The 14,057-nt window shown below is 71.4% G+C and carries 11 protein-coding genes; 6 read left to right on the top strand and 5 right to left on the bottom strand.

Translation table 11 applies throughout. The features are described 5' to 3' along the window. Positions 1-111 precede the first annotated feature (111 nt). From M5362_RS08845 to M5362_RS08835, 3 genes are all read left to right on the top strand, one after another. On the top strand, positions 112-522 hold the full coding sequence (locus M5362_RS08845) for an SsgA family sporulation/cell division regulator (RefSeq protein ID WP_260226821.1): 411 nt from the start codon (positions 112-114) through the stop codon (positions 520-522). Between the two features lie 331 nt (positions 523-853). Beyond that, positions 854-2,494 (top strand): ABC-F family ATP-binding cassette domain-containing protein, encoded by a 1,641-nt coding sequence (locus M5362_RS08840; RefSeq protein WP_260226820.1) that lies wholly within the window; start codon positions 854-856, stop codon positions 2,492-2,494. A 390-nt stretch (positions 2,495-2,884) separates the two neighbouring features. Beyond that, positions 2,885-3,859: an acyl-ACP desaturase gene (locus M5362_RS08835; RefSeq protein WP_260226819.1), complete on the top strand. Its 975-nt coding sequence runs from the start codon at positions 2,885-2,887 to the stop codon at positions 3,857-3,859. Between the two features lie 141 nt (positions 3,860-4,000). Here M5362_RS08835 and M5362_RS08830 read toward each other — a convergent pair whose 3' ends face one another. The 4 genes from M5362_RS08830 to ligD all read right to left on the bottom strand — a co-directional run bounded on the left by M5362_RS08830 (position 4,001) and on the right by ligD (position 7,255). Further along, positions 4,001-4,282, bottom strand: coding sequence for a WhiB family transcriptional regulator (locus M5362_RS08830; RefSeq protein WP_260226818.1), 282 nt, complete (start codon positions 4,280-4,282; stop codon positions 4,001-4,003). A 90-nt stretch (positions 4,283-4,372) separates the two neighbouring features. Beyond that, on the bottom strand, positions 4,373-5,179 hold the full coding sequence (locus M5362_RS08825) for a VOC family protein (protein ID WP_260226817.1): 807 nt from the start codon (positions 5,177-5,179) through the stop codon (positions 4,373-4,375). Between the two features lie 72 nt (positions 5,180-5,251). Then, positions 5,252-6,004 (bottom strand): cyclopropane-fatty-acyl-phospholipid synthase family protein, encoded by a 753-nt coding sequence (locus M5362_RS08820; RefSeq protein ID WP_260226816.1) that lies wholly within the window; start codon positions 6,002-6,004, stop codon positions 5,252-5,254. Between the two features lie 231 nt (positions 6,005-6,235). Beyond that, positions 6,236-7,255 (bottom strand): non-homologous end-joining DNA ligase, encoded by a 1,020-nt coding sequence (gene ligD, locus M5362_RS08815; protein WP_260226815.1) that lies wholly within the window; start codon positions 7,253-7,255, stop codon positions 6,236-6,238. Positions 7,256-7,307: 52 nt separating this feature from the next. Between ligD and M5362_RS08810 the strand changes: the two genes are divergently transcribed. After that, entirely contained in the window at positions 7,308-8,366 is a 1,059-nt protein-coding gene (locus tag M5362_RS08810; RefSeq protein ID WP_260226814.1) for an ATP-dependent DNA ligase, read from the top strand. 232 nt (positions 8,367-8,598) lie between these two features. Here the strand turns inward: M5362_RS08810 and M5362_RS08805 are convergent, their stop codons facing one another. Beyond that, on the bottom strand, positions 8,599-10,839 hold the full coding sequence (locus M5362_RS08805) for a VCBS repeat-containing protein (protein WP_260226813.1): 2,241 nt from the start codon (positions 10,837-10,839) through the stop codon (positions 8,599-8,601). Positions 10,840-11,497: 658 nt separating this feature from the next. On the opposite strand from M5362_RS08805, the gene M5362_RS08800 reads away from it, so the two are divergent. Next, on the top strand, positions 11,498-11,797 hold the full coding sequence (locus M5362_RS08800) for a hypothetical protein (RefSeq protein WP_261365747.1): 300 nt from the start codon (positions 11,498-11,500) through the stop codon (positions 11,795-11,797). 170 nt (positions 11,798-11,967) lie between these two features. Then, complete coding sequence (locus M5362_RS08795; RefSeq protein WP_260226812.1) at positions 11,968-14,055, top strand: MDR family MFS transporter; 2,088 nt, start codon at positions 11,968-11,970, stop codon at positions 14,053-14,055. Positions 14,056-14,057: the final 2 nt, after the last annotated feature.

The raw sequence follows: 14,057 nt of genomic DNA, 5'->3' as shown, positions 1-14,057 counted from the left end.
GCGCGGTGACACAGCTCACGTCACCCTCCAGTGCACGTTCCGGCCCGTTCGTTCGTCTTCCCTTGTGTCAGGGAGACGTCACGAACCGAAGCCGCGCGACAGGAGCTGGCCTTGTCCACCGTCATCGAGCAAGCCGTGCAGGCCCGTCTGGTCGCATCCGCTCCCCGGATGGAAACCGTCCCCGCCACACTCCGGTACGACCGCGAGGACCCCTTCGCCGTGAGCATGGCGTTCCCGCCGCCCGCGACGCTGGAGGGCGTCGAGGTGTCCTGGGCCTTCTCGCGCGAACTCCTCGCGGAGGGCGTGGACGGGCCGGCCGGGCTCGGGGACGTCCGGGTCCGCCCGTACGGCTACGACCGGACCGTGGTCGAGTTCCACGCGCCCGAGGGCGTGGCCGTGGTGCACGTCCTGACGTCCGAGCTGCGGCACTTCCTGGAGCGTTCGCAGCATCTGGTCCCGGCCGGGCGCGAGCACCAGTACCTGGACTGGGACCAGGACCTGGCCCAGCTCCTGGACGACTGAGCGCGTACCTCCGCGGTCGCGGCCGGGAGAGCGCTCCTTCGCCGCCGGGCCCGAGTGCGCGCTCCGCGTCGGCTCCCCGCCCCGTCCGCCGGCCCGCCCGTAAATCGATTGTGTACCGCCCCGCGCCGGGCGTACCGTCCTGATCTGGCCCTGTTGTCGCCCGATCGGAGAAGGCCGTTGCTCGTCTGAGGATGCGAGACACCGTGCCGCGCGTGCCCTTTGATGCCGCGTGTGCCGTCTTCGCCCTCGGCGTACGAGCTTCCTCTGCCTGCCCGCGCCCCGGTGTCTCACCCGTTGCCCCAGCCCACGCTCTCGCAACAGGGAGGCCCCCATGGCGACCCATCCCACTTTCATCACCTGCTCGTCCGTCTCGTTCTCGTGGCCGGACGGCACCGAGGTCCTGGACGACTTCCGGCTCGCGGTCGGCCCCGGCCGGACCGGCCTCATCGGTCTGAACGGCTCCGGAAAGTCGACGCTCCTCAAGCTCGTCGCGGGTGAGCTGACACCGGCCGACGGCACGATCCGTACGGTCGGCGAGGTCGGCTACCTCCCGCAGAACCTCGTCCTCGACACCGCGCTGCGGGTCGACGAGGCCCTCGGCATCGCGGCGACGCGGGCCGCGCTGCACGCCATCGAGGCGGGCGATCCCGCCGAGGAGCACTTCGCGGCGGTCGGCGACGACTGGGACGTGGAGGAGCGGGCCCGCGCCACCCTCGACCAGCTGGGCCTCGGGCACATCGGCCTCGACCGGACCATCGGCGAGGTGTCGGGCGGCGAGTCGGTCCTGCTGCGGCTCGCGGCGCTGCTGCTGGCCCGGCCGGACATCCTGCTGCTCGACGAGCCGACCAACAATCTCGATCTGCACGCCCGCGCACGGCTCTACGAGGCGGTGGACGCCTGGTCGGGTGTGCTGGTCGTGGTGAGCCACGACCGTCAACTCCTGGAGCGTGTCGACCAGATCGCCGATCTGCGCGACGGCGAGGTCACCTGGTACGGCGGCGCCTACTCCGCGTACGAGGAGGCGCTCGCGGCCGAACAGGACGCGGCGGAGCGGATGGTGCGCGTCGCGGAGGCCGACGTACAGCGCCAGAAGCGGGAACTCTCCGACGCCCAGGTCAAGTTGGCGAAGCGCAAGCGGTTCGCGCAGAAGAGCGCCCAGAACAAGGTGGTGCCGAAGATCGTCGCCAACAACCGCAGGAGCGCGGCGCAGGTGTCGGCGGGCAAGCACCGCGCCCTGCACCCCGAGCGGCTGGCCGAGGCGCGGGAGCGGCTGGACGTGGCGGAGGAGGCGGTACGGGACGACGACGAGATCAGGATCGAGCTGCCGCGCACCACGGTCCATCCGGGCCGCGGGGTGCTGACACTGCGCGAGCTCGAACTGCGTTACGGCTCCCGGGTGGGCGGCGAGTTCGAGCTGCGCGGGCCGGAGCGCATCGCGCTCGTGGGGCGGAACGGGGCCGGCAAGACGACCCTGCTGCGGACGATCGCCGGGGAGCTGCAGCCGGTCTCGGGCGAGGTCGTGACGCACGTGCCGCTCCGCTTCCTGCCGCAGCGACTCGACGTGCTCGACGACGAGTTGAGCGTGGTGGAGAACGTCGCCCGGTTCGCGCCGGAGGCGACGGCGAACACCATCAGGGCGCGGCTCGCGCGGTTCCTGTTCCGGGGCGCGCGGGCGGATCAGCCGACCGGCACTCTCTCGGGCGGGGAGCGCTTCCGGGCGACCCTGGCGGCGCTGCTCCTCGCCGAGCCGGCACCGCAGCTGCTGATGCTGGACGAGCCGACCAACAACCTGGACATGGCGTCCGTGCGGAAACTGACGGCGGCGCTGGAGGCGTACGAAGGGGCGCTGATCGTGGCGAGCCACGACGTCCCGTTCCTGGAGTCGCTCGGGATCACCCGCTGGCTGCTGCTCGACGGCGAGCTGCTGCCGGCGACGGCGGAGGCGGTGCGGGAGGGCATGCCACGCGCGTGACGGCGCGGGGCTCGCGCGACGCCCGTCGGGTGACGGATGACGGTGAGGGGTGACGGGAGCCGGGCCGCGGCCCCGCTCCCCGGCTTTCCGGGCCGGGAGCCGCGGGGGCCGGATCCCGACCGTGGAAGGCGATCTTCCGGTGTTCTCCACGCTCCGCGCCGGGTGTGGTGGATCACCTGCTCTGCGTAGCCATGATCACGACACCCCCGACACACCGGGGCTGTGACCTGCCTCTCCGTACGACCTCACCAGCAGCACACATAACGGAACGTAACCGGACATCGCCGAGACGGGCTTGGCCGACGCCTTACGGGGCCTTAACCTACGGTTTCGTAACCTACGAATGCGTAGGTATTTTCCGTCCCCCCTTCTCCGTCCCCAGGAGTCCTCGTGACGCTCACTTCTCCCCACCTCGGCAGCTCGACCGGGTGGACCGACGCCCGCCTGCTGTACGCGCTGGAAGAAGTCGTGGAGAAGGAGCTCAACCGGCATCTCAAGGTCACCAAGGACTGGATGCCGCACGAGTACGTCCCGTGGTCCGACGGGCGGAACTTCCCCGGGTTCTTCGAGGACGGCGAGGCCTGGGAGCCGTCCCAGTCCAAGGTCACCGAGATCGGCAAGATCGCCCTCGTGGTGAACCTGCTCACCGAGGACAACCTGCCCAGCTACCACCACGAGATCGCCTCGCTCTTCGGCCGCGACGGCGCCTGGGGCACCTGGGTGCACCGCTGGACCGCCGAGGAGGGCCGTCACGGCATCGTGATGCGCGACTACCTCCTGGCGTCGCGCGCCGTGGACCCGGACAAGCTGGAGCAGTTCCGGATGGCGCACATGAGCGAGGGCTTCGAGTCCGACAACCGGCACTCGATGCTGCACTCGGTCGCGTACGTCGCCTTCCAGGAACTCGCCACCCGCATCTCGCACCGGAACACGGGCCACCAGTCCGGCGACCCGGTCTGCGACCGGATGCTGGCGCGCATCGCCACCGACGAGAACCTGCACATGGTCTTCTACCGCAACCTGCTGGGCGCGGCCTTCGAGATCGCCCCGGACCTGACGATGCAGGCCGTGCGGGACGTCGTGGTGAACTTCCGGATGCCGGGACACGGCATGCCGGGCTTCGAGCGGGCGGCGGCGCAGATGGCGATCGGCGAGATCTACAACATGCGCATCCACCACGACGACGTGCTGCAGCCGGTCCTGCGCTTCCTCAAGGTGCTCCAGATCGACGGTCTCGGCCCGGAGGGTCTGAAGGCCCAGGAGGAGCTGGGGCTGTACATGAACGGCCTGGACAGCGAGGCCTCGAAGTTCGACGAGAAGCTGGCGGCGCGCAAGGCACGCCTGGAGGCCCGCAAGGCGGGCTGACCCGCCACCGGGGGCCCCACGGGCCCACGGGATGGCGCCGACAGGTGCCAGGAGTAGTGCCGTGACTCAGGTGCCAGGAGTCAGGTGTCAGGAGTCAGGTGCCGGGGCTTGATGAAGGCGCTCGCCCTCGCCCGCGTCCCTTTACGGACGCAGGTGACGGCGGGCGCCTTCCGCGCGCTTCAGCCGACCCCGCTCCTTCTCGGAGAGGCCGCCCCACACCCCGAACCGTTCGTCGTGCTCCAGCGCGTACTGGAGGCAGGCGACCCGCCCTTCGCACGCTCCGCACAGCTGCTTCGCCTCGCGCGTCGAGGAGCCGGGGGCCGGGAAGAAGAACTCGGGCCCGGTCTGGGCGCACAGCGCGTTCTCCTGCCAGGACATGTCGGGTGCGGCCGGGGCGGTCATCACGGTGGTGTCGTTCTGCATGGCCGATACGCTGCCCTTCGGCCGTAAACGGTCCATCAACGTTCGATCAATGCGGCGCGCCGGACGTGCCGGGAGCCGTCGCGCCGCAGGTCATGCCGCCTCCTCGACCGGGGTGCTCGTGATCACCGCGAAGCGCGCGCCGAACGGGTCGGCGAGCTTCGCCAGGCGGCCGACGCCCTCCATCGCGATCGGGGCGAGCCGCACCGCGCCGCCGAGCCGCTCGGCCGCCGACACCGCCGCGGCGGTGTCGGGGACCTCGAAGTAGGGCAGCCAGGCCGGACCGCCCGAGGCCTCGACGGGGTCGAGACCGAGCGGGACGACACCGCCGAACATCGCTTCCTCCCCCTGCCCCGCCGGGTTCAGCACGAGGTACGAGCCGCTGCCCTCAGGCATCGGCACGGTGGAGGTCTCCAGGCCGAAGACGGAGCCGTAGAACGCGACGGCCGCGTCCACGTCCGGCGTGTGGAGCTCGGCCCAGGTCAGCGAGTTCGGGCCGTCGACGAGGTCGAGGCCCTTGTTCCTACCGGGCTGCCAGGTGGCGAACCAGGCGCCCGCCGGGTCCGCGAAGACGGCCATGCGGCCGAGGTCGATGACGTCCATCGGCTCGAACAGGACCGTGCCGCCGCCCGCCTGGACCGCCTGTGCCGTGGCGTCGGCGTCGGCCGACTGGAAGTACAGCGTCCACGCGGGCGGGCCGCCCTGCCCGGGCTCGACCGTCATGCCTCCGGCGACCGTGGCATCGCCCGAGCGGAACATCCCGTAGCCGCCGGCCTCGGGTCCCGCGGAGACGAAGTCCCAGCCGAAGACGCCGTGGTAGAAGCCGGCCGCCCGGTCGATGTCCGGAGTGCCGAGGTCGATCCAGTTCGGGGAGCCGGTGACGAAACGCGTCGTGAGCATGGTGGCGCTCCTTCGGGGCCCCGGGAGGTGGTACGTCTCCGAGTCTCCTCCGGACCCGGGGCCCGCGCGCGGTCAGGTCAGCGGGTTCGCCGCCCCGGGCCGGCGGAAGAGGGCCGTCCACAGGAACGCCTCGCCGAAGTGCGGGGAGTCGGCAGGCTCGTCCCGCATGCGGCGCAGCTCGACCTCCGTCAGATCGGCGAAGATCCAGCGCAGGGACTCCGGCGTGTAGGCGAGACCACCGTGCAGGCCCGGCTCGCGGTAGAAGTCGGCGTCGGGCAGCTCCGAACCCATGGCGCCCGACGCGAAGCAGGTCAGGGCGAGGTGCCCGCCGGGCGCGAGCAGCCGGTCGAGCAGGGCGAGGTAGCTGACGCGACGGTGGGGCGGCAGATGGTGGAAGCAGCCCGAGTCGACGATCAGGTCGTACGGGCCGGTGAGCGCGCTCCCGGCGAGCTCGAAGGCGTCCCCGTGGTGGAACCGCACCTGGGCACCCGCCTCCTGGACGCGCTGCCGGGCCCAGGTGATCGCTTCGTCGGAGAGGTCCACGGCGTCGACCTCGAAGCCCTGGGTCGCCAGATACAGGGCGTTGCGCCCCGGGCCGCAGCCCAGGTCGAGGGCGCGGCCGCCGGGCGCCACCCACCCGCGTTCGAGGCAGGAGACGAGACTCTCGTCCGGCTTCGCGACGAAGAACGGCACCGCTCTGGAGCGGTCGCCGTAGAAGCCGTTCCACCAGCCGGCCGCGTCGGCGGTCCAGCGGTCGGCCTCCCTCGCGAAGAGCCCGTCGAGGAGCTTCAGCACATCGTCGACGTCACGTATGTTCCGGTCCATCCGGCACCCCTTTCCTGTACCGGGAACGGTAGGGGAAATCGCGATGAAAGCCCAGGTCAGGGGCTGTTTCGCCGAGCCCGCGAAAGGGCGCGTACGGCCGTTCGCCGGAAGGTGGCGAGGGGGTCGGCCCACCCCCTCGCGATCACCGGTGCGCGGGTGCTCACGGCCCCGCCCAGGGCCGTCCGGGGGCCTTCTCCCGCCGCCCTGGGCCCGCTTTTCCCGGCGGTCGCGTCAGTCGGCCTTCTTCGCCCTGCTCGGCTGGACCCGCTTCGGTTCGCCGGGCATCTTCGGGTACTCCGGCGGGTAGGGCAGGTCGCCGAGGCCGTGGTCCGCCTCGTCACGGCGGGCCAGTTCCAGCAGGCTCTCCAGGCTGAAGCGGTGGTCGTCCATGTCGGCGTGAACGTCGCCCACCTCCGCGTACCGGGCCGGCATCGTCCTGATGTCGAAGTCCCGCGGAGTCGCGTCGTCGATCTCGTCCCAACTCAGCGGCGCGGAGACCGGGGCGTGCGGGCGGGGCCGCACGGAGTAGGCGGAGGCGATCGTGCGGTCGCGGGCCGTCTGGTTGTAGTCGACGAAGATCCGCTCGCCGCGCTCCTCCTTCCACCACTTGATCGTCACGCGCTCCGGCATCCGGCGCTCCAGCTCGCGGCCGCAGGCGATGGCCGCGCGGCGGACCTGGGTGAAGGTCCAGCGGGGCTCGATCGGCACGAAGACGTGCAGCCCGCGTCCGCCCGAGGTCTTGGGCCAGCCGCGCACGCCGTGCTCGTCCAGGACGGCGCGCAGCTCGTGGGCGGCGCGTACGGCGTCGGCGTAGTCGGTGCCGGGCTGGGGGTCGAGGTCGATCCGCAGCTCGTCGGGGTGGTCGGTGTCCTCGCGCCGCACCGGCCACGGGTGGAAGGTGACCGCGCCGAGGTTGGCCGCCCACAGGACGGCCGCCGGTTCGGTCGGGCACATCTCGTCGGCCGACCGGCCGCTGGGGAAGGTGATGTGCGCGGTCGGGATCCAGTCCGGGAGGTATTTGGGGGCGCGCTTCTGGAAGAAGGACTCGCCGGTCACTCCGTCGGGGTAGCGCTCCAGGGTCGTGGGCCGGTCCCGCAGCGCGCGGGTGATGCCGTCGCCGACGGCCAGGTAGTAGCTGACCATGTCGAGCTTGGTGTAGCCGGGTTCGGGGAAGTACACCTTGTCCGGATTGGAGACGCGCACGGTCCGCTCTCCGACTTCCAGCTCCACCGCTGCCGCCTTGGTCGCCATGCGAGTCAGCGTAGAGCTCGCCGACATTCCCCGCATACCGGACAATCGGGCCATGGATCTGCCGGTGATGCCGCCCGTGAAGCCGATGCTGGCCAAGGCCGTGAAGAAGATTCCGCCGGGCATGCAGTACGAGGCCAAATGGGACGGCTTCCGCGCCATCGTCCACCGCGACGGCCCGGAGCTGGTCATCGGCAGCCGTACGGGCAAGCCGCTGACCCGCTACTTCCCCGAGCTCGTCGACGCGCTGCTCCCCCGGCTCCCGCAGCGCTGCGTGGTCGACGGCGAGATCGTGATCGAGCACGGCGGCCGGCTCGACTTCGACCGGCTCACCGAGCGCATCCACCCCGCCGACTCCCGCGTGCGGATGCTGGCCGAGAGGACCCCGGCCCGGTTCATCGCCTTCGACCTGCTCGCCCTCGGCGACGACTCCCTGCTGGAGACACCCCTCACCGACCGGCGGGCCGCCCTGGAGGAGGCCCTGCGCGAGGCCGACGCCCCGGTCCATCTGGCGCCCGCGACCACGGACCCGGAGGTCGCCGCCCGCTGGTTCGAGCAGTACGAGGGGGCCGGCCTGGACGGGGTGATCGCCAAGCCGCTGGATCTGCCGTACCGGCCCGACGCCCGGCTGATGTACAAGATCAAGCACGAGCGCACGGCGGATGTGGTCGTGGCCGGCTACCGCTTCCACAAGAGCGGGCCGGTGGTCGGCTCGCTGCTGCTCGGCCTGTACGACGACGGTGGCACGCTCCAGCACGTCGGGGTCTGCGCGGCCTTCACCGCCAAGCGCCGCGAGGAGCTGGTCGCCGAGCTGGAGCCGCTGCGGATGGACCCGCCCGACGGGCACCCGTGGGCGGCCTGGGCGGAGGAGGCCGCGCACGCCGGCGCACGGCTGCCGGGGGCGCCGAGCCGCTGGTCGGGCAAGAAGGACCTGTCGTGGGTGGCCCTGCGACCGGAGCGGGTCTGCGAGGTGGGGTACGACCACATGGAGGGCGACCGGTTCCGGCACACGGCCCAGTTCAAGCGGTGGCGGCCGGACCGTACGCCGGAGTCCTGCGGTTACGGCCAGCTGGAGGAGCCGGTCTCGTACGACCTCTCCGAGGTGCTGGCGTAGCCGCCGGTACGGGCCTAGGGCGTGTTTCGGAAGTAGCGTCGTCCGCCCGAAGGGCGGGGCCGGGGGCGTCTGGTGCGTGCGATCGCAAGGCGGAGGGAGGAGAGCGCAGCGGGCTGCGCCGACGACCGACAACGCGGCGAGCGTGCGTGCCAGGCGTTCCCGGCCAGACGGGACTTTCGAAACACGCCCTAGCAGCCCGGTACCGGCCGCGTCGTCAGCGGAGGTGTCCTCGTCAGATGACGGAGGTGTGCGTCAGCGGCGCCGTGTCGGGCACACTCGTCGCCTCCTTCGAGCCGAACGGGGCGGTCGCGCTGCCGGTGCCCTTGTACAGGTACGTGCCGTTGGGGCCGTACGCGTAGAGGTCCGGGCGACCGTCGCGGTTCGCGTCGCCGACGCCGACGAGGTGCGTGTACGCGTTCCAGCCGGAGCCGACCCTCGTACGGGGCGCGAACGTACCGTCGCCCCGGCCCTGGTAGAGCCAGAGGACACCGGAGGAGTCGCGGGCGACGAGATCCCCGGCGGCGCTTCCGGCGATGTCGCCGACGGCGGTGAGCTGGTTGAAGATGCCCCAGCCGGTGCCGACCTTGACGCGGGCGGAGTACGGCGCCGTGGCGCTGCCCGTGCCCTTGTAGAGGTAGAGCGCACCGGCGGTGTCGGTGGCGAGGAGGTCGGGGCGCCCGTCGCCGTTGAGGTCGGAGCCCGCGGCGATCTTGTTGTAGATCTGCCAGCCGGGACCGATCTTCACGCGGCTCGCGAAGGTGCCGTCCCCCTTCCCGAGGTAGTGCCAGAGGACACCGCTGGTGTCGCGGGCGACCAGGTCACCGGCCGGGCCGCCAGCGATGTCGCCCGCCGCCTCGATCTGGTTGAACATGTTCCAGCCGCTGCCGACGAGCTCCTGCTCCGCCGGGCGCAGTTGCCCGTTGGTGACGTCGTAGTGGGAGTCGGTGCGCCAGAGCTTGCCCGCGCTGTCGCGCACGAGCACGTCCGGGGAGCCGTTGTCGTCGTAGTCGTGCGGGGCGGCCTTGCGCGTGGCCGTGAAGGCGCCCGTCTCCTTCAGCGTCTGGCCGATGCCGTTCATCGGCTCGGCGCTGATCTCCCAGGTGTACGCGCCGGGGAGCGCGCTCTCGGCACCGTAGCGGTCGTTGTCGAGGTCGGCGGTCCAGTCGAAGCGCACGACGCCGTTCTCGGGCTGGACCGAGCCCACGACGTACACCTTGCCGGTCTGCACGTGCCGCAGGGTCACCTGGGCGCGCACGTTGTACCGGGAGAGCGTGAACTCGAGCGGGATCCTGCCGCCGTGGGCGTCGAGGTCGACCACGGCCGGGACCTTGCTTCCGAGCAGGGCGACCTTGGTGGACTCGCCGCTGCTCGCGACGAGCGTCGCGGCCGGGGTGCCGTCCGCCCCGGGCGCGATCCGGTAGACGCCCTCGCCCTGCTCGACTGTTCCGCCGCGCACCGTCTGAGCGCCGTCGGGCGCGACGGCGGCGGTGAGGGTGTGGTCGAGGAGCTTGCGGGTGGTGGTCCCGTCCTTCAGGCTGCGCGCGGTCAGGGCTGCCAGGGGCTCCGGCTCGACGTCGTCCGTGAGGCCGCTGCGGGTGCCGTACGTGACCCAGTCGCCGACCAGGCCGAGCTCGACGTCCTTGCGCCACGCCGCGCCGACCTCGAACCTCTGCTGGTTCTTGGTGGCGCGGTCGACGGCCACGACGGTGACGTTCTCGTTCGCGTCGTACTCGACCCATGCGAAGTGCGTGGCGGAGACGGCGAAGTTGCTCTTGCCGGTCGTGGCGACGGGGGGAACCTCGTACGTCTCCGTGATCGCGTTGGCCGCCAGGTCGAGCAGGCCGATGTGCTTCTCGGCGTCCGCGTCCGTGCCGGTGGAGTAGGTCACGAGGGCGTGGGTGGCCGTGCCGGCCTTGACGGTGACGCCCGTGGCGTTGCCCGGGAGACCGGCGGTCATCTTGCCCGACCCGCTGGTCGTGGTGTGCATGTGGATGAGCCGGTCGCCGTTCACGTTGAGCACCGTGGTGAACAGGGCCTTGCCGGCGGCGCCCGCGTAGGTGTGACCGGTCTCGAAGGTGACCGACCGCAGCTTCGCCCCCGTCGCCACGTCGGTGAGAGAGGCCTTGGTGGCTCCGTGGGAGGCCACGATGTCCCCCGAGCCGGTGCTCTCGAAACCCCAGCCGATGTCCTTCACGGCCGAGCCGTCGGCCGGGACCCAGTGGGCGCTGTAGGTGGGGCCGGCCTCGTCCATCGGCGGGACCTCGGTGGAGGTCAGGAAGCCTGTCGCGGTCGCGCCGAAGACGGTGCTCTTGGCGGGGAACGGCGCGACCTCGGCCGCGGCCGCGGTGTGCGTGGCCTCGACGGCCGGCGCGGCGACCGCCGGAGCGGCCAGCGCGCCCCCACCGGCGGTGACGGCGAGAACGGTGACGACGGAGACGACGAGCCGACGACGCGCGGGACGGGCGTGGATCAAGACGGATTCCTCTCAAGCGACCAGACGCACCCGGGGGATGCGCCTGGTCAGACCCTTGATCGTGTCGAATGGTTGTACCCGTCCTCAATGGATTTCACGGCCGATCGAGTCTCGGGAAGACGCCCATCCGAGTTGACGTAGAACGAAGCGTTGGCGGTGGTCCCGCGGGGAGGGCCGTACGCGCCTCCCGTACGGCGCCGTCCTCCCGTACCTCGGTGGGAAAGCGGTCCCGCAGACCGGGGTGTCTTTGCGTCGGCCCGTGGAGGGCTCCTGTTCGCGGCGGGCGGGCGGAGAGTGAGCGAAGCCTCGGGAGCTACCGGCAAGTCAACTTGCTGAGCCGTAACCCGATTTCAACCCCGTGCGCACGATCGCCGTGGACGGGACGCACACCGAACGGCCCGCACCTCCCGGAGTGAGATGCTTCACACTCCCCCGCGGGGCACCGAGACCGTGTTCGGCGAACAATCGACCGATACGGAAGGTCGTTTCGGAAGGAAGATCGGCCCGCGCGGCGCGCACCTGCGAGAACACCGCGCGACGTCGTGCGGCGGAGAGCGAGGGCGCGCCCGGACCGTCCGCACACCCCGCCGAACGGCGGGCGTGCCGTTGCGCCGCGGAGACATCCCCGTCGACGAACCCGGAAGCCCATCCTGTACGTATGGAGAGGGATACCCCACCCCCGACCCGTACCCACAAGGACTGGCCCGTGATCACCTCGCCCTCGCCCCTCGTCCCCGTCCCGATCCCCGACCGTGTGGCCGCCATGATCGGCTCCTGTCTGCCGCTGCACGTCCTGCAGGCGGAGATCGACGCCGACAGCGCGGCGCGCGAGGTGCTGCGCTTCCGAGGGCCGCTCTGCGCGGAGGACCGGGCGGACCGGGAACACGCGCTGTCCGCCCTGGCGCGGGCGAACAAGATCCTGGCCAAGCACCACCCGCTGCTCCCGGTCCGCCGCTGACCCTTCCGCCCGCGCCGACCGGTCCGCCTGCGCCGGCCGTCCGCCGCTGACCCGTCCGCCCCCGCCGACCCGTCCGACCACGTTGGCCCGTTCGGGGCGCGGTCCCGGCGCCGCACCGGTTCGGACGTCTCCCGCATGCGGGCGGGCCCGGCCGGTGTGAGGCTGCCAGGGTGACCACCACCAGCCAAGCCGCACCTGCGCCCCCGGCCGCCGAGCCACCCGTGCTCGACAGCCGTCGCCGCAACATCGTCTTCGGCACGATCATGCTCGGCGTCCTCCTCGCCGCGCTCGACCAGACGATCGTCGGCACCGCCCTGCCGACCATCGTCTCGGACCTCGGTGGCGCCGCCCACATGTCCTGGGTGGTCACCTCGTACCTGCTGGCCGAGACGGTCGCCACTGTCCTGGTCGGCAAGTTCGGCGACCTGTTCGGGCGCAAGGTGATCTTCCAGATCTCCGCGATCGTCTTCATCACCGGCTCGTTCCTCTGCGGACTCGCCACCAACATGACCCTGCTGATCGTCTGGCGCGGACTGCAGGGCATCGGCGCCGGCGGTCTGATGGTCACCTCCATGGCGCTGATCGCCGATGTGATCCCGCTGCGCGACCGCGGCAAGTACCAGGGCGCGATCGGCGCCGTCTTCGGCGTCTCCACGGTCATCGGCCCGCTGCTCGGCGGGCTCTTCACCGACCATCTGACCTGGCGCTGGGCGTTCTACGTGAACGTCCCGATCGCGATCCTGGTCGTGATCGCGGCCGCCCGCACGATCCCCTCCGTACGGTCCGCGAGCAAGCCGGTCATCGACTACGCCGGCATCGCGCTGGTCGCCGCCGGATCCAGCGCCCTGATCCTGGCGACCAGTTGGGGCGGGAACGAGTACGCGTGGGGCTCCGGCGTCATCATCGGACTCTTCGCCGGCGGTCTGATCGCGCTGGCGCTGTTCTGCTGGGTGGAGACCCGGGCCGCCGAACCGATGCTGCCCATGCGGCTCTTCGCCAACCCGGTGTTCACCGTCTGCTCCGTGCTCAGCTTCGTCGTCGGCTTCGCGATGCTCGGCTCGATGACCTTCCTGCCCTCGTACCTCCAGTACGTCGACGGGGACTCGGCCACCGTCTCCGGCATCCGGACGCTGCCGATGGTCCTCGGCCTGCTGATCGCCTCGATCTACAGCGGCAACGTGGTCAGCAAGACCGGCACCTACCGGATCTTCCCCATCGTGGGCTGTCTGGTGATGGGGGTCGGTCTCTTCCTCCTGTCGCTGATGGACACCGGCACCAGCGCCTGGCTGGAGTCGCTGTACATGTTCGTGCTCGGCGCCGGCATCGGCCTGTGCATGCAGGTGCTGACCATCGCCGTGCAGAACACGGTGGACTACGCCGACCTCGGCACCGCCACCTCGGGCGTCACCTTCTTCCGTACGCTCGGCAGCTCCTTCGGCACGGCGGTCTTCGGCACCATCTACGCCAACTCCCTGAAGCCCAACCTGGCCCAGGGGGTCGGCGAGGCGGCGGCCGTCGCGGGACCGGGCCTGGACCCGTCCGAGATCGCCACGGCCGCGACGAGTCCGGCCGGCGTGCACGCCCTGCCGGACGAGGTGGCCGCGCCGATCGTCCAGGCGTACGCGGACACCCTGCACACGGTCTTCCTCTGGACGGTGCCGGTCGCGGCGATCGGCTTCGTCGTGGCGCTCTTCCTCAAGCAGGTACCGCTCCGGGACACGGCCCGCGCCTCGGCGCCCGACATGGGCGAGGGGTTCGGCTCGCCGACCACGGCGGGCGACTCGGCCAAGCTGCTCGAACTCACCGTCGGAAGGATCCTGCAGAAGACGGACCTGGAGACCGCGCGCCGGATCGTCGCCGACTCCGACACCCGGCTCGACACCGCGGCCGCGTGGGCGGTGATGCAGGTCGAGCTCTTCACGAGGACGGTCGGGCACGCCAGTCTCGGCCTGATCTCCGCCGGCCGCCGGGTCCCCCCGGAGGTCCTGCTGCCGGTGTTCGACCGCATGGTCGACGAGGGGTTCCTGACCCGGGACGGCAACCTCCTCTCCCACACCCCGGCGGGGCGGCGCGAGGCAGAGGTCATCACCCACGCGTGGGGCGACTGGCTGAGCGACCGGGTCGAACGGGAGACCGGCCGGCCGAGCGGCCCGGAGCTCAGGGCCGCGACGGACGCGATCACGAAGAAGCTGATCGCGGAGGACCTGGCGCAGGGCCTGCCGCGGAACCGCCGGGAGCCGGTCGGCGTCACGTCCTGATC

Origin of the sequence: Streptomyces sp. Je 1-79 (genome assembly GCF_025195125.1) — a bacterium.
Classification (GTDB): Bacteria; Actinomycetota; Actinomycetes; order Streptomycetales; family Streptomycetaceae; genus Streptomyces.
The sequence above is the reverse complement of the archived record's forward strand: the minus strand, read 5'-3'. Positions and strand labels throughout refer to the sequence as shown.